Genomic DNA, 21389 nt, shown 5'->3' with positions numbered 1-21389 from the left:
AAAGTAAGAACATATTAGAAAGGAGCACCCATGTTTAAATTATTAAAACTGTTAAGATCCTCCTGGGCTATCATGCTTGTGGTAATTGCCCTTCTGGGATTGCAGGCTTATTGTGATTTGTCCCTTCCTACTTATACCTCTAAAATCGTGGATGTAGGTATACAGGGAGGAGGAATCGAGAATGCCGCCCCGGAAGCCATACTGGAAAGCCATATGAAGGTTTATCTATATTTTCTGGATGAGAACGGACAAAAGGATGTAATGGATTCTTATACATTAGTAACAAAGGATTCTGTTTCTGACACTGAATATAAGGATTATTTGAAAAAATACCCGGAACTATCCAACGAAAATATATATGTGTTAAATGATAAAGAAAATATTGAGCATTTAAATAATATCCTGGCAGATTCTATGCTGCTGGCAGGTACATTAAGCCAGGAAACGGAAAAATCTGAACTAATAAAGGAACAGCTGAAAACTGTCGTTCCTGACGAGCTTAAGAATGGGACCTTGTTACAGATGATCGTATCTTTGCCCAAAGAGCAGACAGTACAGATACTTGAACCAATAAAAACGTCTTTTGCGGCCTTGTCTGATTCCATGCGGGTTCAGGCAGCTACCAAGGTAGTAAAGGAAGAGTATAAAGCTTTAGGAATAGATACAGATAAGTTACAGACACAGTATATTCTTTTTGCGGGACTTAAGATGTTAGGCTTTGCTCTAATTGCCATGATTGCTACTGTACTGGTAGGTTTCTTCTCAGCCAGAATAGCAGCAGGCCTTGGTATGGAACTCAGGGGTAAGGTATTCCGTAAGGTGGTTGGTTTTTCCAACTCGGAATTCGACCATTTTTCCACTGCTTCCCTGATAACAAGAAGTACCAATGATATTCAGCAGATACAGATGATGCTGGTATTCTTAATCCGTATTGTATTTTATTCGCCGATTCTTGCAATCGGAGGTGTAATCAAGGTATTGAATACCAATGTATCCATGACCTGGATCATTGCACTTGCCGTACTTATTATTATCATGGTAGTGGGGATCCTGTTTGCAGTAGCCATGCCTAAGTTTAAAGCAATACAGAAACTGGTGGATAGGCTGAATCTGGTAACCAGGGAAATCCTTACAGGACTTCCGGTTATCCGGGCGTTCCATAAAGAGCGGACAGAGGAAAAGCGTTTTGATATTGCCAATAAAGATCTGACCGCTACGAACCTATTTGTAAACAGATCCATGGCCTTTATGATGCCTGTTATGATGTTTGTCATGAACGGTGTATCTGTACTTATTCTATGGAGCGGTGCTCATGGAATCAGTGACGGAAATATGCAGGTCGGTGATTTGATGGCATTCCTACAGTATACCATGCAGATAATCTTCTCCTTCCTGATGTTCACTATGATATCTATAATGCTGCCAAGGGCAACCGTTGCAGCCGGACGTATCCTGGAAGTACTGGAGTCTGAGGTTACCATCCATGATCCTGCTTCGTCCAAAGCATTTAAGGCGGACAAAAAAGGTTATGTGGAATTTAATTCCGTCTGTTTTAAATATCCTGGTGCAGAGGATAATGTATTGGAGGACATCAGCTTTACGGCAGAACCCGGTAAGACAACTGCATTTATCGGAAGTACTGGTAGCGGTAAGTCCACTCTGGTTCATTTGATACCGAGATTCTATGATGTAACCGGGGGAAATATTCTGGTGGATGGTGTTGATGTAAGAGATCTGACACAGCATGATCTGCGTGAGAAGATAGGTTTTGTTCCCCAGAAGGGGGTACTGTTCACCGGAACCATTGAATCCAATATCAAATACGGTAAGCAGGATGCCGGGGAAGAGGAAATAAAGAAAGCTGCGCGTATTGCACAGGCGATAGATTTCATTGAAGAAAAACCGGAAAAGTATGAAACAGCTATATCCCAGGGCGGTAATAATGTCTCAGGCGGTCAGAAGCAAAGACTTTCCATTGCAAGAGCAATTGCCAAGGATCCCGATGTCTTTATCTTTGATGACAGCTTCTCTGCTCTTGATTACAAGACAGATGTGGCACTTCGTAAGGCTTTGAATGAGGAAATCAAGAATAAGACCATTCTTATTGTTGCTCAGAGAATATCCACGATTCTTCATGCAGATCAGATAATCGTTCTGGATGAGGGCAAGATCGTAGGAAAAGGTACTCATCAGGAGCTGCTGAGAAATTGCGAGGTTTACAATCAGATTGCATTATCACAGCTGTCAAAGGAGGAATTGGCATATGAGTGATGAGAGAAATAAACAGGCAGCACGTCCGCACAGAGGCGGCAGAGGACCTATGGGCGGCGGTCCTTTTGGCGGGCCAGTTGAGAAACCCAAGGATTTTAAAGGCTCCGTATCAAAGCTGGTAAAATATATATCTGTTTATAAAATAAGCATTATACTTGCAATGCTGTTTGCAGCGGGCAGTGCGGTATTCTTTATCGTAGGACCGAAGCGTCTGGGTAATATCACTACAGATATTTTTACAGGTTATTCAGCAAAGCTTCGGGGAACCGGCGAAATTGATTTTACCAAGATAGGCAAAGCGCTTATCGTATTACTTATATTGTATATTGCAAGTTCAGTATTTAACTTTATCCAGGGATATATCATGTCAGGCGTAACCCAGAAGGTTACCTACAGGCTGCGAACTGAAATATCAACCAAGATAAACCGCATGCCAATGAACTACTTTGAGACCAAGACCCATGGTGAAGTGTTATCCAGAGTAACAAATGATGTCGATACCTTAAGCCAGAGCTTAAATCAGAGTATTACTACGGTAATTACCGCAATAACCCAAATTATTGGTATTACAATTATGATGATAACCATCAGCGGCAGAATGACAATTGTTGCTGTACTTACACTTCCGGTTTCTTCAGTGCTGATAGCCTTTATCATGAAGAAATCTCAGAAATACTTCAAGTCACAGCAGGAATATCTGGGTCATGTGAATGGCCAGGTAGAGGAAGTGTATTCCGGTCACAACATTGTTAAGGCTTTTAATGGTGAGAAACAGGTAATCGAAGAATTTGAAAAGTCCAACAGCACCTTATACGGTTCTGCCTGGAAGTCTCAGTTCTTATCCGGTATGATGATGCCTATTATGGGCTTTGTGGGAAATATCGGTTATGTAGCCGTTGCAATCCTGGGTGGTTATCTGACAATCAAGAAAACCATCGAAGTCGGTGATATCCAGTCCTTTATTCAATATGTAAGAAGCTTTAACCAGCCTATTTCCCAGATTGCCCAGATTTCCACTCAGCTACAGCAGACAGCAGCTGCAGCGGAAAGAGTATTTGAGTTCTTGGAAGAAGAGGAAGAAGATCAGACCGTTCCTAATCCCGTTAATCCTGAGATTGTTGAGAGCAGAGTAGAATTTAAGAATGTTAAATTCGGCTATAACCCTGATAAGATCGTTATCAATAATTTCTCTGCTGAAATCGAAAAAGGACAGAAGATTGCAATTGTAGGTCCCACCGGAGCCGGTAAGACTACTATGGTAAAACTGCTAATGCGTTTCTATGATGTAAATTCCGGCGAGATACTGATTGACGGTCACAACATTAAAGACTTCAACCGTGGAGAACTGCGTAAGATGTTTGGTATGGTATTACAGGATACCTGGCTATTTAACGGAAGTATAATGGAGAATATCCGTTACGGTAAAGAAGATGCAACGGATGAAGAGGTTATTGCAGCTGCAAAAGCGGCACATGCCCATCATTTTATATCAACCCTTCCCGATGGCTATCAGATGGTATTAAATGAAGAAGCCAGCAATGTCTCCCAGGGTCAGAAGCAGCTCTTGACCATAGCAAGAGCTATCCTGGCAGATCCCAAGATCCTGATTCTGGATGAAGCTACAAGCTCCGTAGATACCAGAACCGAAGTCAGAATCCAGAAGGCTATGGATAACCTTATGAAAGGCAGAACCAGCTTTATCATTGCCCACAGGCTTTCAACCATCAAAGATGCTGACCTTATCCTTGTTATGAAGGACGGAGATATCGTGGAACAGGGCAGCCATGAAGAGTTGTTAAAGAAACAGGGCTTCTATGCAGGACTTTATAATTCACAGTTTGAAGAGACTGCTTAAATTATAAAGGATCAGTATACTGCTAGCTATAAATTGTAATATAGATTAATATTAATTTAATGGTTCTATAAACACCCTCTGCTTAAAAGGTATCTGAATTTAAGGCAGAGGGTGTTCTATTATGTGAATTGTAATTATGGAGTAGAGTTATATAAAATAGAATAGAGTTTCTTGTAATAATGTGGTAAGATTAATAAAAAATAATCATTTCAGAAAGGATACGCATATGAAAAAATTAACGGTATTTTTGATGGGAACTACTTGCTTTTTAGGCGGTGTTTTACTTGGGATACTTATGTCTCCTGTAAAGCAAGGTATTGGTAATAATAGTGGTAATACTTATAATAATCATTACTACAAGGAAGAAACAGAGTCAGAAGAATAAAGACACCAGCCTCGGTACCGTAGTTAATGAGATGGGTAATACCTTCTACCCTATGGATGCCGTTAAAGTCGGTATACAAAACACCTTGTATGCACTTACGATACTGGGAGCCGGGAAGAGCAAACGGTGTGACAAGGCATGGGAACGCCTCGAGGAGAAGAAGGCAGAAGAGGGTAAGTATATATTGGGAAAATCAAAAACCATTCCAAGCTTTAAAGCCGGAAAACCAGCAAGGTAAATAAATGGGTCACTCTTTATGCTTTGATGGCAAAGAAAGGGAGATAAGCTATGCTTTTGGGTACTGATATTCAAAGCAAACTTTCTGAATTTATTAAAAATGATAGAAGAAATAGTCTGGAGGCTCACAAGCATATCAAAATGTATGAAACGCCTCTTATAGGGATTGCTTCTGCAGATGATGAGTTATTTACAGAGTTTAAGAAAGAAGGAATTGTTGGACCGGACTTTTTGACACCTCATGAATGGCTTGAAACAGCAAAGTCTGTGGTGGTGTATTTTCTTCCCTTTACAAAGGAGATTATCGATTCCAACAGAGGTGGGGGACTCCCCTCAGAAGAATGGGTATCTGCCCGTATTGATGGTGAGGTGTATAACAGAGAGGTCCGCTTGTTTTTGCTGGAGTTGTTTGAGGAGTATGGTGGAAGTTCCATAGCACCGGCCATGGATAGCCGCTATAAAATCGTAAACAGGATAAGCAACTGGTCTGAAAGGCATGCAGCATTTGCTGCCGGCCTTGGAACCTTTGGCTTACATAGAGCTTTGATTACAAAGAAAGGTACTACCGGCCGGATTGGAAGCGTAATTACAAACCTTCAATTGGAACCAACCACCAGACCATATTCCAGATATGATGAGTACTGTCCTTTTCTGACAAAGGGGAAATGCGGTGCCTGTATTAAGAAATGTCCACCTGCCGCAATAGACAGGAAAGGTAAAGATAACGGCATTTGCGCGCATTATCTTGATCATGTAATACAACCTTTATTTAAACCCCGCTACGGCTGTGCCAAATGCAACATCAGTGTTCCCTGTGAACACGGCATACCATTAATGTAACAGATGGAATATAAGAAGATTTAGAGTTTATTACATAAAATATTTAATACAAACCACTTTTCTTGAGAACAGCCGAAGCTGTATCTTAATAAAAAGTGGTTTGTATAAATTTATTCAACGATTATTCATCCTTTAAATCAGCTGTGTATACATGGATAGCATCTCTTAAGAATTCAGCAAGTCCATCCTGCTCCTTATCATAATAAGCCTTAAAACGGTCATCTGCTGCATACATATCACCTAATCCTGCATGGGCTTCTTTGTTATAATGCCCCCAGCTTAAGGTCAGCCATTCTCTGTGAAGGCGAGCTGTTTCCTGGGCTTTTTCACCGGAGGGGTCTTTGGTTTCATAAGCCTCTTTCAGTGTAATGTGAATAAGCCTGCTTAATTCCTCCCATCTGTCATACTCCTCTTTGGTCAGCTTCAACATTCGTTGATTGGACTTATCGATGGTCTCATCTCCATATTTTTCTCTGATTTCTTTCCCGTATTTCGCTTCATTTGCTGCTACAAGGTCCTTCTTAAATCCTTCGAATTTATCTCTGTCTGTCATGGTCTTCCTCCCTGTTACTGAATCAATGGTTTTATCGACGGTGGATATGAGAATATCCAGCCGTTCTCTTTCCTGTTTAAGTTTCCTGCGGTGTTCCTGTAAGGCTGTAAGGTTGTCAAAGCCAGGGCTAAGGACAATGGAACGTATTTCTTCAAGGCCAAATCCCAGCTCCCGGTAGAAAAGTATCTGCTGCAGCAGAGCGATTTCTTTCTGGCCGTATATACGGTAACCGGAGGAGTTGGTTCGCAGGGGCTTTAACAGACCTATGCTGTCATAATGTCTTAATGTTCTGGTGCTGACACCTGCCATCTGACTTAATTTTAGTATGGTATATTCCATGTTTTCTCCTGTTCCGCCCTTTGAGGCTGATTTGCTGGCTGTTACAAATTGATATCTGCTATGCCTTTCCTGAGGTCTGCAAGGATCAATTATACAGTTATATGCTACTCTTTATTTCGTTCGTTGCTGAAACCTGATTTTCAGCCTGTAAGGCTATTTGTTTTATGTGTGCACACAGGTTGAAGAGGGACGGCTCCGGATGCAGTAATCATCAACCATGAATTTATCATAAACCTTTACGTAATGTGAATGTCAATAGGAAATATAAAATTTTTTTTGCATAAGATACTACATGAATTTTTGTCGAAATCATATTGTAATTTATTACAGAAAGGGTCATAATGAAATTTACATGCTTTTAACGGAAGATTTACACTATATAAGTCACCTGACAATGGAACCCTCCTGGATTATGATCGGGAGTTTCTGTTTTAAAGGGCAATCTGAAGATTGCAGTTTTTAGAACAGAGGTAAAACGAGACGTGCTATGGCACCTTAATACAGAAAGGCTACGATTATTATGATGTTTACCAGAAAGCAGCTATTCCAGCTGATCTTACCACTGATTATTGAGCAGATTTTGGCAGTGTCTGTAGGACTTGTCGGAATTATTATGGTATCAAGAGCAACGGGAGAAGCCGGTATATCAGGAGTCTCACTGGTAGATACCCTTAATGTTCTTCTCATTACGCTATTTTCCTCCCTGGCTACGGGTGGTGCGGTAGTATCTTCCCAATACATGGGACGTAAAGAAAATGATAATGCCAGTAAAGCAGGAAGCCAGCTTATAATTACTACTCTGATGATTTCACTGGTTATAATGCTTATCTCGTTAATTGGAAATGAGAATATTCTGATTATGATATATGGCAAGCAGGAAGCGGCAATAATGGATAGTGCTAAGATTTATTTCTTTATTACGGCATTTTCCTTTCCTTTTCTGGCAGTCTATAATTCCTGTGCAGCGCTGTTTCGTGCAATGGGTAATTCCAAGGTTTCCATGTATGTTTCCCTTCTGATGAATATTATTAACGCTGTGGGAATTTATATTATGATTTTTCTTCTGGATATGGGAGTAGAGGGCGTTGCAGTTCCTACCCTTACTGCCAGAGCGGTATCAGCGATCATTATGTTTATCCTGATCTGTAATAAGAAGAATCCCATACATATGAATAATATTCTCCGAACGGGAATTGATTTTCAGATGATAAAAAGAATTCTAAATATCGGTGTGCCAAATGGTCTTGAAAACAGTATCTTTCAGATAGGAAAGATTATGGTACAGGGACTGACGGCAAGCCTTGGCCCCGTTGCGATAGCTGCCAATGCGGCAGCCGGTACCATTGCCGGATTTGCCCTGATCCCAGGAAGTGCAATGGGGCTTGCAATGATCACGGTAGTCGGACGTTGTATCGGAGCCGGTAATATCAAAGAAGCAAAGAACTATACCAAGAAGCTTATGAAGGCCTGCTACCTTATCATGTGCGGATTAAATATCGGAATTATTCTTCTTAGAGAACCTATTGTATGGGTATTTAAATTATCACCTGCGGCAGAAGAGACAACGCTTATGCTTATTCTTTATCACAGCATCTGCTGCTGTATTGTTTGGCCGCTGTCTTTTGCACTGCCCAATGCATTAAGAGCAGCAAACGATGTAAGAACTACCATGATCATTTCCATAGTATCCATGTGGGTATGGAGAATTGCTTTCAGTTATCTGCTGGTAAAAGGGCTTAAAATGGGAGTATTGGGAGTCTGGGTTGCCATGACAATAGACTGGCTGTTCCGGGCAATCTGTTTTACCTTGCGATTTGTCAGAGGCAAATGGGTAAAACACGCTTATATACACTGATACCGGAGTTAAAGTTTAGCAAGTATTCTATAAGTTTGATTCTCACCTGAGTTTGTGGCATTAATCCCTTTGCAAGCAGATTCTGCATGAGGGGAGCTGGTGGGTGAGAAAGAATTTAATAAGGTTTTTGCGGTTTAAAGTGCTAAGTAAAATCCTCATGACATAAAATGTTACTACAGTTTATGGATGAGGGTTTTCTTTTTATGAAAAAAATAAAGTATGGTATTATCATAGAAGCAGTTCTGCTTCTTGTATTAATAGGGGGTATGGTATTCGGCGGCGGTAAAGGCGGCGGAATCGGAAACTTTATGAAAGAAACCTTTCTTCCGCGCTTTCTTTCAGAGGAGAATACAGAGAAGAAATACATAAAATGGGTGGATTTTGATGTTACGGCGAAAGCTATGGGCAGAGCCTATGACCTGGATGTAGCTTCTCAGTCAGAAAGTGTGAAATTAAACTGGATAGAGCTCTTAGCATATCTGGGAACCAGGTATGGAGGGGATTTTTCGAAATACAAGGATAAGGATATAGATAGTCTTGCCGAAAAGCTGAAAAGCGGCGAGACTACAATGGCAGCATTAACTCAGGATATGAAGTATTATCCTTATTATCTGGAGGTCTATACAGCAGTTCTTGGAGGATTTGTAGGAGACTATGAGATAGAATCAGTGAATGTCAGTAGTACGGAACAGAATAATAGTAACACACAAGGAACTGATGCTGCACAAGGAACGGATACAACGCAAGGGAATGAAGCAACGAAAGAAAATAATACAAAGCAAGGGACTGATACAACGAAAGAAAATAATACAAAGCAAGGGACTGACACAACGAAGGAAAATAATACAGCACAGGGAACTGATACAACGAAGACTGAAAATTCAGCAAAAGGAAATGATTCAGCAAAAGGAAATAATACAGAAAAAGGAAATAATACACAGGTGAGTACAGGAAAAGAGAACAGTACAGGTCAGGAAGACAGTACAAAGCAGCAGGAAAGTGCTGAAGGCACCGTATGGGAGAAAAAGTATGGTCTAAAAGCTTATCTTCCTCTGGCTAAATATTTCCCTTACAGTGATTATGATGATTTTGGTGTATCGCGTACATATGGATATAAACGAAGACATTTGGGCCATGATATGATGGGACAGGTGGGAACGCCGGTTATTGCCGTGGAGTCTGGATATGTAGAAGCTTTGGGATGGAATCGTTATGGAGGCTGGCGTATTGGCATCCGAAGTTTTGACGGTAAGCGTTATTACTATTATGCGCATCTTAGAAAGAACTACCCATATAACAAAGAGTTGGCCACAGGCAGTGTCGTTCAGGCAGGTGATGTTATAGGATATCTTGGCAGAACCGGTTACAGTACTACGGAGAATGTCAATAACATAGATACGCCCCATCTTCATTTTGGTTTACAGTTGATTTTTGATGAATCCCAGAAAGAGGGAAATAATGAGATATGGATAGACTGTTATGAACTTGTAAAGTTCCTGTACCGAAACCGTTCTGAAACGGAAAAAGTCGCTGATTCCAAGGAATGGGTAAGGGTTTATGATATAAAAGATCCAGCAGCAGAGGATTTTGAAAAGAATAGAGATAAGTATAATATAACACCCCATAATACTGACGAAGATATGGGAGAGCCGATAAATGAAAATGGTGGAACAGGTCAGCAGTCTTCCCCTGCACCTACTGAACAACCCACTGGTGAACCGTCAGATGGTACCGGGGAATAACAGAAATGCTGACTAAAGAAGTGGTCTTTTTGTCATTTTTTATTCAGGAGGAAAAGACTAACTACCTGATTCACTCCGGCAGCAACTAAGTTTTTATAGCAACACTTAATAAAGCGCTTCCCCGGTAACAAAAAGGGCTGTATGCTCCCTCTGTGATATGTTCACTGGAGGAGATACAACCCTTTTGTTGTCAGCAGCTCGTACACTGTCTGTTTGTTGTTCTAAGCTAGTAATAGGAAATCTGAAGTTCATTTATACATTCCGGTTGAATGGAAGTACGAATTAGATTTTGATATACGACAATTATCGAATATTATATAGATTCGATAATTGTATAAAATAATAACATTATTATAATGGTCGAATATCTGCTCATTAAATACGTACCTGTTTCTTGTATTCCCGTGGGGTCATACCAGTTAGTCGTTTGAACACTTCATTAAAATGCTTGATATCGTTATATCCAACTTTCTGTGCTATTACGATAACCTTATCCTCTGTAGCCATTAACAAATTACAAGCTTCTTCTATACGCAGTCTTTGTACATATTCTGAAATGGTCATACCGGCATAATCTTTAAAAAGCTTACAAAAATAATTTGGACTTAAGAAAGACTGTGCTGCCAGATCGGTGAGTTTGGTATTTACAGAATAATTAAGTTTCAGATACTGGATGGACTGTTCTATCATTTTCGCATGGTGGGACATCATAGTTGTCGTACTGGTTCCGGAATTTTTGTAGGAGCGGAAGATCTTAATAAGAAGTTCAATAAGATACACACGCAGAAGTTCTATATATCCCTCTTCTTTATCAGTGAACTCCCCAAGCATTTTTTTATATATTGCTTCCAGTGAGTTATTTTCAACCCCAAGGATTTTGATATCTTCTATATTTTCTGACTCCAGAGCAAAAATGGAACGAAAGGAAAGATAGTGGATTACATCGGTAAATTCTTTATAATCCAAAAGATTCACATCGATAAAGTCCGGTTTAAAGACACAGTTATACACCATCAAAGGAGCCATAGGAGCAGGAAAAGAGCGGAACTCGTGAGGTATATGATAGTTTATCAGAAATAAATCTCCCTTTCGGACATCATATTGTTTATCGCCTATGATATGAATTCCTGTTCCGGAAGCAACATAGGATATCTCGATAAAATCATGTACATGCAGGTGTGGTTCTGTGTTTTCATTGATATAGTTAATGTAAATGGAATTTCCGTTAGTAAAAAAGCTTTCACCGGTATCCCGGTAGAATTTATTATCATTCATAAAATTCACCCCATCTTATTATAATATAGCCCAAGGAAATTGAAAATAAAAATAAGTATAATATAAATATAACTGAAGTTTCTATTATTGATTATATCTGAAAGTTGTGAGAATTCAGTACTGACAATCATTATATTTGAGAAATCAGAGAATTTATTCTGACAGCTAATATATCTTAAAAATTAGAGAATGCAGTACCAACAATCATTATATCTGATTGATGAGAGACTTCTACCTACAATTATTATAAGGGAGGAAAATAAAATGAAGATAAGCGCAATGAAATGTAACCGTATTGTCAATCCTTTAGGATATGTACTGGACAAGCCGATTTTAAGCTGGATAACAGAAACTGAGGAAGCTACAGTTCAGACTGCCTGCCGAATTGAAATTGCTTTAGACAAAGAATTCTCAGACCTTGTGCACGATAGCGGCAGGGAGGAGACAATCGACAGTATTGGTTATACACCGGATATTACCTTGCTGCCGGAGACCAGATATTATTGGAGAGTCCATGTATGGACAGATTGCGGGGAAGTCAGCAGTAATACTGCCTGGTTTGAAACCTCAAAGCTTTCCAACCCCTGGAGTGGCATCTGGATTACACCTGACTGGAAAGAGGAAGTTTCCCATCCCTATATCAGAAAAAACTTTCAGGTTAAGGGAGAGGTTAAGAAAGCCAGACTCTATATATGTGGTCTGGGTCTTTATGAAGCTGAGTTAAATGGAAGCAGAGTAGGAGATGAATATCTTACCCCTTATTGCAACAGTTATAATAATTGGATCCAATATCAGACCTTCGATGTAACGGAGCTGTTAGAAAAAGGTGACAATGTCATTGGGGTACTCCTTGGAAATGGCTGGTATAAAGGGCGCTTTGGTTTTCTGGGGAAAACAGAAGGTATCTATGGAAATGAATTTGCATTGCTTTGTGAGCTTAAACTTACCTATGAGGATGGCAGTACTGAAAGAATAAGAACAGATAATACCTGGAGGGCAACGGGTTCCCATGTAATGGAGAGCAGTATCTATGATGGAGAGCTCCAGGATGCCAGAAAGAAGATAAATGGCTGGTCAACCACACAGGTATCCGATGAAGATTGGAGCAGAGTTAAACCCATTGAAATTGATAGCAGCTTACTGTCCGCCAGAAGAAGCATCCCTGTTAGAATCAAAGAAAAGCTTACTCCGGTAAAGGTAATTACAACCCCTACCGGTGAAACTGTACTGGATATGGGGCAGAATATGGTAGGGTGGTTAAGCTTCCAGGTGGAGGCACCTAAAGGCACAAGAATAAAGCTCCAATATGGAGAAGAATTGCAGGATGGATGCTTTTACAGAGAGAATCTCAGAACAGCCAAAGCTGAGTTTGAATATATAAGTGACGGTCATAAGGCAGAGGTACAGCCTCATTTCACTTTCTATGGATTTCGTTATGTCAAAGTAGAAGGTTTTACGAGTGAGATCAAAAAAGAGGATTTTACAGGATGTGTAGTATACTCTGACCTTTTAAGAACCGGAAATATTGAGACTTCTAACCCAATGGTCAACCGTCTTTTCCAGAATGCATTATGGGGACAGAAAGGTAACTTCCTGGATGTACCTACAGATTGTCCTCAAAGAGATGAAAGAATGGGTTGGACGGGAGATGCACAGATGTTTTCCGGAACTGCCTGCATGAATATGGACTGCGATGCCTTTTTCCGGAAATTCCTTTATGACCTAGCAAGAGAACAGGAAGCCTTAGGTGGAATTGTTCCCCATACTGTTCCTACCTTTGATTTAGGTAATGAAGGTGAGAACAGCTTTTTATCCGGTGGTTCCTCTGCCTGGTCAGAGGCTGCAACGGTAATACCCTGGAATCTGTATCTTCATTATGGTGATAAGGAAGTCTTAAAAGAACAACTAAATAGTATGATTTCTTATGTGGAATACATCAGAAAGCAGGATGATGGCAGCAGGTTATGGAACACAGGTTTTCATTTTGGTGACTGGCTTGCACTGGATGGACAGGGGGACTTCAATCCTTTTGGAGGAACTCCTACAGACTTAATTGCAACAGCTTATTATGCCTATTCTTCTGATATATTGGCAAAAGCAGCTGCAGTACTTGGCAGGAATGACCTTGCAGAAGAATATGGTAAGCTGGCTGGAGAGGTCAGAGCAGCATTCTGCGCCGAATTCCTGACACCCAGAGGACGTCTTGCCGCAGATACCCAGACAGCATATATTCTCGCACTCTTTATGGATCTGGTTCCGGAGAATTACAGACCTAGAATCCTGGAAGCATTGGTTATGAATCTGGAAGCCAATAAGTATTACCTTAAGACCGGTTTCGTTGGAACTCCTTATTTTTGCAGGGTATTATCCGAAAACGGCTACAATGAACTGGCTTACAAGCTTTTATTAAATGAGGAATTTCCAAGCTGGCTCTATGAGGTAAAGCTTGGTGCCACAACGATCTGGGAGAGATGGAACTCCTTACTTCCGAACGGTAAATTTGGTGAACTGGGTATGAACTCTTTGAATCACTATACTTACGGTTCCATTGCTGAATGGATGTATCGTAATATGTGCGGAATCAATCCCCTTGAAAAATATCCTGGTTATAGGAAAATAAGACTCGCACCCAAGCCCAATAAGCTGCTATCCTATGCAAGAGCTGAATTGGATACGGCAGCAGGACATTATGAGAGTGGATGGTGTTACGAGGAGGATGGCCTGCGTTATCAGTTTATAATTCCTTTTAATGCGGAGGCAGAGTTAGTTTTGGCGGATACGGAGATTTCGGATATAACAATTAACGGCTTAAAGCTCTCGGATGCAGGAGTAAGTTACCGGAAAGAGGATATGGAATCTAGAATAATTCTGAAAGCAGGTAAATACGAAGTAAAGCAAAAGGTAACAGCTCAGTAATGCTGAATCGTAAATAAATAAAGAAGAAAATAAAATAGTAATAAATTTAAAATGTACCCCCTTCAAAGATTTAATGGAAAACTGGCTTTGTAGGGGGGATATAAATTTTCTTATTACATATATCGGGTATAAATAATATTAGGGCCTGCATGTTGTATAAAAACCATGGAATGCTGGGAGTACCACACACAGCCTCCCTTGGGGAGACCAGCAGAGCTTAAATTACAATCTTTATTAATTCATTCATTGGATTTTAAAATCACTGGATTTAAAATAATCATATTTCCATTTCGAGCATAAGGCTTCTCATGGCATGTATAGTTTTATCAATTAATTCATTGAGTTCTATTCCCATCATCTGGGCACCTCGGTTAATAACCTCTCGGCTGCAGCCGGCTGCAAAATTGGCATTCTTATATTTCTTCATAACAGATTTTACTTCCAGATCGGATACGCTTTTTGAAGGTCTCATCAGAGCAACGGCACCAATAAGACCGGTAAGCTCGTCCACGGCATATAATACCTTCTCCATATAACGTACCGGTTCGATATCTACAGTAAGCAGATAACCGTGGCTTGCAGCTGCATGGATTACGCTTTCGTCAATATCCAGTTCCTTCATTATTTCCTGAAGCTTGATGCAATGCTCCTCAGGATAAAGTTCAAAGTCTAAATCATGTAACATTCCTACAGTTTTCCAATAAGCCGTATTTTCAGGATCGTATTCTTTGGCTAAATACTCCATCACTCCGGCTACGATTCTGCCGTGTTTCAGGTGAAAGTCGTCTTTGTTGTATTCCTTTAAAATCTCATAGGCCTGTTCCGGCGTCGGTATATAACTCATATGTGCTCCTTTCAGTCTGCTGTCGTTAATACATAATAAAACGGAATATAATATCATTTGAGAATTATTTGATTTTAATAAGGTTCTATCATATATCCCATTATTTAAATATGAATATAGCACTTTCAACTTTTATTGTCAAATGTCCTAGAGTTATTAATTCTTGAATGAAGAAAATAAATCGCGAATATGATAGCATAAGCAGTTGAATTGATCGAGGTTTGATATTAATGTGTGAAGCTGTCATAAATACAGCCATTGGCTCCTTGCGAAAAGACCCTCACCGAAGAGGAGAGCTGCAGGACGAAGATTTCTACGGAAGACCTGTATTTATTTTAGAGGAAAAAGAGAAGGGCTGGAGTTACATAAGAACTCAGTATGGTTACCAGGGTTACGTGGATAACAGAGAACTGATAATGGAGGATTGCCTGGTTTCCAGGTGGAAAAAGGAGTTTAAAAAGTTAGTAATACATCCCTTTGCTGATATTTTAGCTGCACCTAATGTTAGAGGATATCTGATTTTAACAGTATGCAAAGGAGCACTTTTGTCAGTCCTCGCCTCACCTGACCCTCAGGGGTATGTAAAAGTGGGGTTATGCAACGGTGAAACGGGTTATATCAAAGAAGCATTTCTCGGTGATTACATAACAGATTTTAATGTAGAAAAAGAAGATAATTTGCGTTATGATATAGTTCAGGCAGCGAAAACATATCTGGGCTGCCAGTACAGGTGGGGTGGAAAGTCTCCTTTAGGAGTAGACTGTTCCGGCTTAAGCTTTATGGCTTATCAATTAAATGGAATTACCATTTACCGGGATGCATCCATTGAACCAGGTTATCCGGTAAGAGCCATTCCGCCGGAAAATAAAAAACCTGCTGATTTGTTGTATTTTTCAGGTCATGTTGCTATTTACCTGGGGGATGAACGTTATATTCATTCTACAGCAAGGAACGGAAGTGACGGAGTGGTAATTAACAGCCTGAATCCAAAGGATATATTATACCGTGAAGATCTTGCACAGCGGTTAAAGGAAGTGGGAAGTATTTTCCCTTAGAAAATAAAGCGGATATGTATGGAAGTCTGAAAGTGCTGATGTGGTATATATTGAATACTTCCGGCAAAAGATGCATTGTGCATGTCAATCTTATAGGCTGTATAGCAAACAACCATTATATATATAATTGGAATAAGTGTGGAGTTTAAAAGTAATATACATTTAAATAGCAGAAAGGCTTGGTTATTAATATGAAAATAATTGATATGCATTGTGATACCATATCTGAGTTATTTGCCAGAATGGCAGAAGGCAGAAATGATACACTGGCGAAAAGTGAGTTACATATAGATCTTGAAAAGATGAAAAAGGGCGATTATCTCCTTCAGAATTTTGCTATGTTCGTTAATCTTTCGGAAAGAGAAGATGCTCTAAGTTATTGTCTGGAGCTTATTGATTTATATTACCGGCAGTTACAGGTAAATGCAGACTACATAGCACCGGTATTCCGATATGAAGATATTGAACGAAACAGCAATGAGGGTAAGCTGTCGGCTTTATTGACCATAGAAGAAGGCGGAGTTACGAAAGGAAGCCTGGCCCATTTAAGAAATTACTACAGACTTGGTGTGAGGATGCTTACATTGACCTGGAACCACATGAATGGGATTGGTTATCCAAATGTAACCATGAGAGGACAAGAAACAGACTGGTATACTCCAAATACCACACAGGGACTGACAGATTTTGGACTTGAATTTATACATGAAATGGAGAATATCGGAATGATAATCGATGTATCCCATTTATCGGATGCTGGTTTCTATCAGGTGTTAAGACATACCACGAAGCCTTTTGTGGCAAGTCATTCCAATGCCCGCAGCATTTGTCCTCATGTCAGAAATCTTTCGGATGATATGATAAGAAAACTGGCTTTAAGGGGAGGGGTCACAGGGATGAATTTCTATCCTTTCTTTTTAGGAGAGGATGAAAGTGCAGGCACGGTTTCCGCAATCGTAAAACATATTCTTCACATCCGAAATGTCGGTGGATACGAATGTATCGGTCTTGGCTCGGACTTTGACGGGATACCGGGACATGATGAATTAATTGATTGTTCCTTTTTACCCTTGCTGGCTGATAGCCTTCAAAAGGCAGGATTAAGTAATAATGAGATAGAGGCTGTATTTTATAAAAATGTGTTAAGGGTATATAAGGAGTTATTATAAAAATATAGCTACAAAGTTAAAGGAGTTCTGTAATATTCTGAAATGTTACAGAACTCCTTTTTTGTACCTTTTATTTACATATGAATAGCTATAAGGTAGAATATAGAAATATATGGAAGGACCTACAGTTTAGATGGTTGTATTGTGTAAATTTCAAGTACTGAAGAAAATCTAATCTGGATAGTTTTTTATCCTGTTAAAGACGGGACGCTTAATCCGGTACAGTAGTTTATTAACACACCAAATGAGATGTGATTTAAAAGGGGAATTATATGGAGATATTACTATTTATTGTTATGGTAGCAGCGATTACATTTACGGCTCAAAGCTTACAGAAGAGACGGATGTACCGGTACCGTGAAAGCTCTTTTGGGAAAGAGAAAGGAACTGATAACTGGAGACAGGAAGAGGAAGCTATAGCCTGTTATCACCGGACAGAGTTTTCAGCTGAAGGGATAGATGATATAACCTGGAATGACCTGGAGCTGGATCGTATTTATAACGATATGAATATAACGCAGTCAAATTGCGGAGCGGAGTATCTCTATGCGCTGCTTCGAAAACCTGAGACAGAGGAGAAGCACTTAGCTGAGCGGCATCAGATGTCAGAAAAACTCAAGGAGGACAGAGACCTTCGCTTAAATCTTCAGAAGGTATTTTTTCGTTTGGGTAAGGTGTATGGTGCATCCGCTTATGAAATGCTGCTTCATTGTACGACAGCCCTGCATATTCCGGCACTTTTTCATATGTGTATTTTGGGATTTACGCTGATAGCAATCACAGCTTTATTTATAAATCCCTGGGTTGGGGGATGTCTGAGCGTGCTGGCATTGTTTGTGTCGTTATATACCTATTATAAAGCTGTATGGAGAATACCGGATTCCGGCAGGTGGTATCTTAAGAATTTCTCAAAGATGCTAAAGGCAGCTGATAAAATTATAAAAATAAATTCACCGGAGCTTAAACCTTACCTACCTGAGTTACGGGAGATTCTTAAGTGCTTTCGCGGCGTCAGGTTACAATCAGTATTTCTGGCCTCAGGAACAGGAATTGTAGCCGATGCTTATGAACTGGTACTTGATTATATCTGTATACTAACCCATGCAGATGTTCTGGCAACAGGAAGTATTACCACCAGAGTCAGAAAAAATTTTCCTAAAGCCAGAAGGCTGTTTGAAATCTTAGGTTTTCTGGATGCAATGACAGCAGTTGCTAATTATAAGCTGCTGCTTCCCTATTATTCAATACCGGAATTAAAGAAGGAAGGGACAAAAGATTTTGAGGGATTGATAATAGAAGAACTATATCATCCAGGTGTCTTGGAGCCTGTTCCTAACTCCATAAGGGCAAGGAAGGGAATCGTTCTTACCGGCAGTAATGCTTCCGGTAAATCCACCTTTCTAAAGGCAGTTGCTCTAAATGGAATTCTTTCACAGACCCTTTACTTGTCTACTTCCCGCATATACCGGGGATATTTCTGCCAGGTCTATACATCAATGGCTTTAAGGGACAGTATTGAAAACAGGGACAGTTATTTTCTTGCAGAGATAAAATCCTTAAAAAGGATACTGGAGGCTACCAAGAAAGAAAGAGTACTCTGCTGCATTGATGAAGTCTTCAGGGGAACCAATACGCCGGAGAGAATTGCAGCATCCACAGAGATATTGGGAAGTCTTGGAGAAGGGAATACCATTTGTTTGGCAGCAACTCATGACATTGAGCTGGCAAGGCTGTTAGAGGGAACATATGATAATTATTATTTCACGGAGCGGGTCATAGAAGGTGAGTTAACATTTGATTATAAACTACTGAAAGGAATCTCTTATACAGGCAACGCACTTAAGCTGTTAAAGGCTTATGGATATCCTGAGTATATTGTGGAAAGAGCAGTAAAAAGACTTGCGGAATATCAGGCTAGTGGAGAGTGGGAGCAAACCATCTAGGGTTGGTTTTGTTAGGGAGGTGTGGTTTATACCTCGAAAAGTTAAGAGGGTGACTCTTTTATTGTTGGTTGCAGTAATATTATTTTTCACAGTCAGCAGGAAAGATTTCGTGATGGATCTAACGGATATCACCAGTACTGCTATACTGTATAATGAACAGCCGGTTAAATTAGAGAATGAAAAAAAATCAGGAATTATTAAATAACATGACTAAGATAGAATACAGTTAAAAAAGCAGTGCTATGGAGCATAAAGGCTGAATGCATGGTATTTATTATTATTCGGAAAGCATGCTGTTATACCACTTTTATATAGTTTTTGAGGATACTATAATATGTCATAATAAATTCTGCACCAGTGAAGGTAGTAATCTGAAGAATATAGATTATTTTAGAAATATATAAAAGTGAAGTTATAGTAATAAAGAGCTAAGTATGATATCTAAAATATGTACTGGAATAATCTATTATCGTTAAATGACAGGATTAATCAGAAATGCAGGTAATTACAAATGAAAAGTAAAAAATATCCATTAATTTTGTTGATTATATAGAAAAATATGTTAAAATCTAATAGTAACTGTATAAATTATACAATAAGGAGGTTATAATGAAAGCTTTAAAGAAAGTAGGCGTTATTTTATTAGTACTGGTGCTGTTAACCAGTATGGGGGTGTATAAGCCTAACATTTTAAAGGCTGCCAGCAGGTTAGAAACAATTACTGCGCTGGAACTGACAAAGGATATGAAATTGGGTTGGAATTTAGGTAATTCACTTGACTGTACGAATATTACAATCAATAACCCGACTGTAACCGATTACGAAACTGCCTGGGGGAATCCGGTTACTACAAAAGCAATGGTAGATGAGATTAAAAAAGCCGGTTTTAATACGATACGTATACCGGTAACCTGGGATACAAAGTTTGGTCCGGCACCGAATTATACAATTAATTCTGCCTGGATGGACAGGGTACAGGAAGTTGTTAATTACGGTATTGACAATGGTATGTATGTAATTATCAATCTTCATCATGAAAATAACTGGCTGATACCAAATGCAGCAAACCAAAGTACAAATACTGCAATTCTGCAAAAGGTCTGGACCCAGATTGCTACACGATTCAAGAATTATGATGAGCATTTAATTTTTGAGACAATGAACGAACCAAGAGTGGTTGGGGATCCAACAGAATGGTCCGGTGGTACTTCTCAGGCTCGTGCTATCGTAAATGCATATAATTTAACAGCAGTAAATGCTATACGTACGACAGGTGGTAATAATACATACAGATTTATATTGGTACCGACATATGCAGCTTCTTCCGTTACTGCGGCAGTGGATGATCTGGTAATACCGAATAATGATAAAAACTGTATTGTATCGCTGCATATGTACTCACCCTATTTTTTTGCTATGGATATTAACGGAACCTCTTCCTGGGGAAGCGATAGCGACAAAGCCTCTTTAGACAGTGAATTAGATGCAGTATATAACAAGTTCATAAGTAAAGGAATTGCCGTTGTTATCGGGGAATGCGGTTCTATTAACAAAAGCAATGAAAGTTCAAGAATTGCATTGGCAGAATATTTCGCTAAAGCAGCAAAAAGCAGGAAAATACCACTTATATGGTGGGATAATAACTATTCTGTGCCCAATCAAAGTGAAACCTTTGGTATATTTAACAGAAGTACTCTTACATGGGTATTTCCGTCTATAGTAACCGCACTTGTAAAAGGGGCAGGAGATTCTGTAATACCAACACCAACTACGACACCAACACCCACACCGGGTACAGGGATAATGGCATTAAGTACTACAGTTAATTCTTGGAATTCAGGTTATATAATGAATTTCACTATTTCAAATTCCTCCAGTACAGCCATCAATGGTTGGAGCCTGACTGTGAACAAAGCAGATTTTAACATAAGCAGTATCTGGAATGCACAGCAGACAGTGTCTGGTGATAAGATTATTATTACTCCCATGTCCTACAATAGTACCATTAGCGCAGGTGGAACAGTTACTTTTAGCTTACAGGGCTCAGGAACAGCGGTTACTAATTTTTCGTATACACTTAAATAACTGAGTTGCGGTTGTTAGTGAGATA

The 21389-nt window shown here is 39.6% G+C and carries 15 protein-coding genes; 12 read left to right on the top strand and 3 right to left on the bottom strand.

Annotated features, from left to right (window positions below):
* The first annotated feature begins 30 nt into the window (after window positions 1-30).
* The 5 genes from BR73_RS0122400 to BR73_RS0122385 all read left to right on the top strand — a co-directional run bounded on the left by BR73_RS0122400 (window position 31) and on the right by BR73_RS0122385 (window position 5588).
* A complete protein-coding gene (locus tag BR73_RS0122400) occupies window positions 31-2271 on the top strand; it encodes an ABC transporter ATP-binding protein (RefSeq protein ID WP_033168083.1) in 2241 nt (746 codons plus the stop codon).
* On the top strand, window positions 2264-4126 hold the full coding sequence (locus tag BR73_RS0122395; RefSeq protein WP_033168082.1) for an ABC transporter ATP-binding protein: 1863 nt from the start codon (window positions 2264-2266) through the stop codon (window positions 4124-4126). Before BR73_RS0122400 ends, BR73_RS0122395 begins: the two co-directional genes overlap by 8 nt.
* 226 nt (window positions 4127-4352) lie before the next feature.
* Window positions 4353-4511 carry a hypothetical protein gene (locus BR73_RS28900; protein WP_156034901.1) on the top strand — a complete coding sequence of 53 codons (159 nt, stop codon included), beginning with the start codon at window positions 4353-4355 and terminating at the stop codon, window positions 4509-4511.
* On the top strand, window positions 4456-4749 hold the full coding sequence (locus BR73_RS0122390) for a hypothetical protein (protein WP_197032714.1): 294 nt from the start codon (window positions 4456-4458) through the stop codon (window positions 4747-4749). The genes BR73_RS28900 and BR73_RS0122390 overlap by 56 nt, the downstream gene beginning before the upstream one ends.
* Window positions 4750-4799: 50 nt before the next feature.
* Window positions 4800-5588, top strand: a complete 789-nt coding sequence (locus tag BR73_RS0122385; protein ID WP_033168080.1) for an epoxyqueuosine reductase — start codon at window positions 4800-4802, stop codon at window positions 5586-5588.
* 121 nt (window positions 5589-5709) lie between these two features.
* On the opposite strand, the gene BR73_RS0122380 is transcribed toward BR73_RS0122385, so the two are convergent.
* Window positions 5710-6480: a MerR family transcriptional regulator gene (locus BR73_RS0122380; RefSeq protein WP_033168079.1), complete on the bottom strand. Its 771-nt coding sequence runs from the start codon at window positions 6478-6480 to the stop codon at window positions 5710-5712.
* Between the two features lie 520 nt (window positions 6481-7000).
* Here BR73_RS0122380 and BR73_RS0122375 point away from each other — a divergent pair.
* Window positions 7001-8335 carry an MATE family efflux transporter gene (locus BR73_RS0122375; protein WP_347463489.1) on the top strand — a complete coding sequence of 445 codons (1335 nt, stop codon included), beginning with the start codon at window positions 7001-7003 and terminating at the stop codon, window positions 8333-8335.
* Window positions 8336-8538: 203 nt separating this feature from the next.
* Window positions 8539-10077 carry a M23 family metallopeptidase gene (locus tag BR73_RS29515; protein ID WP_242860746.1) on the top strand — a complete coding sequence of 513 codons (1539 nt, stop codon included), beginning with the start codon at window positions 8539-8541 and terminating at the stop codon, window positions 10075-10077.
* 375 nt (window positions 10078-10452) lie between these two features.
* On the opposite strand, the gene BR73_RS0122360 is transcribed toward BR73_RS29515, so the two are convergent.
* Complete coding sequence (locus BR73_RS0122360) at window positions 10453-11352, bottom strand: AraC family transcriptional regulator (RefSeq protein WP_033168078.1); 900 nt, start codon at window positions 11350-11352, stop codon at window positions 10453-10455.
* A 264-nt stretch (window positions 11353-11616) separates the two neighbouring features.
* Between BR73_RS0122360 and BR73_RS0122355 the strand changes: the two genes are divergently transcribed.
* Window positions 11617-14268, top strand: a complete 2652-nt coding sequence (locus BR73_RS0122355) for an alpha-L-rhamnosidase (RefSeq protein ID WP_033168077.1) — start codon at window positions 11617-11619, stop codon at window positions 14266-14268.
* Window positions 14269-14545: 277 nt separating this feature from the next.
* Here BR73_RS0122355 and BR73_RS0122350 read toward each other — a convergent pair whose 3' ends face one another.
* Window positions 14546-15112 carry a hydrolase gene (locus BR73_RS0122350; protein ID WP_033168076.1) on the bottom strand — a complete coding sequence of 189 codons (567 nt, stop codon included), beginning with the start codon at window positions 15110-15112 and terminating at the stop codon, window positions 14546-14548.
* Window positions 15113-15342: 230 nt separating this feature from the next.
* Between BR73_RS0122350 and BR73_RS0122345 the strand changes: the two genes are divergently transcribed.
* From BR73_RS0122345 to BR73_RS0122330, 4 genes are all read left to right on the top strand, one after another.
* Window positions 15343-16167, top strand: coding sequence for a C40 family peptidase (locus BR73_RS0122345; protein ID WP_033168075.1), 825 nt, complete (start codon window positions 15343-15345; stop codon window positions 16165-16167).
* 191 nt (window positions 16168-16358) lie between these two features.
* Window positions 16359-17336 carry a dipeptidase gene (locus BR73_RS0122340; protein ID WP_033168074.1) on the top strand — a complete coding sequence of 326 codons (978 nt, stop codon included), beginning with the start codon at window positions 16359-16361 and terminating at the stop codon, window positions 17334-17336.
* Window positions 17337-17608: 272 nt separating this feature from the next.
* Window positions 17609-19279: a hypothetical protein gene (locus BR73_RS0122335; protein WP_033168073.1), complete on the top strand. Its 1671-nt coding sequence runs from the start codon at window positions 17609-17611 to the stop codon at window positions 19277-19279.
* Window positions 19280-19888: 609 nt separating this feature from the next.
* Complete coding sequence (locus BR73_RS0122330; protein ID WP_051685496.1) at window positions 19889-21364, top strand: cellulase family glycosylhydrolase; 1476 nt, start codon at window positions 19889-19891, stop codon at window positions 21362-21364.
* Window positions 21365-21389 lie beyond the last annotated feature (25 nt).

This window comes from Clostridium sp. KNHs205 (genome assembly GCF_000702945.1).
Lineage (GTDB): Bacteria > Bacillota > Clostridia > Lachnospirales > Lachnospiraceae > Anaerocolumna.
This window is presented reverse-complemented; position numbering and strand designations above follow the sequence as displayed.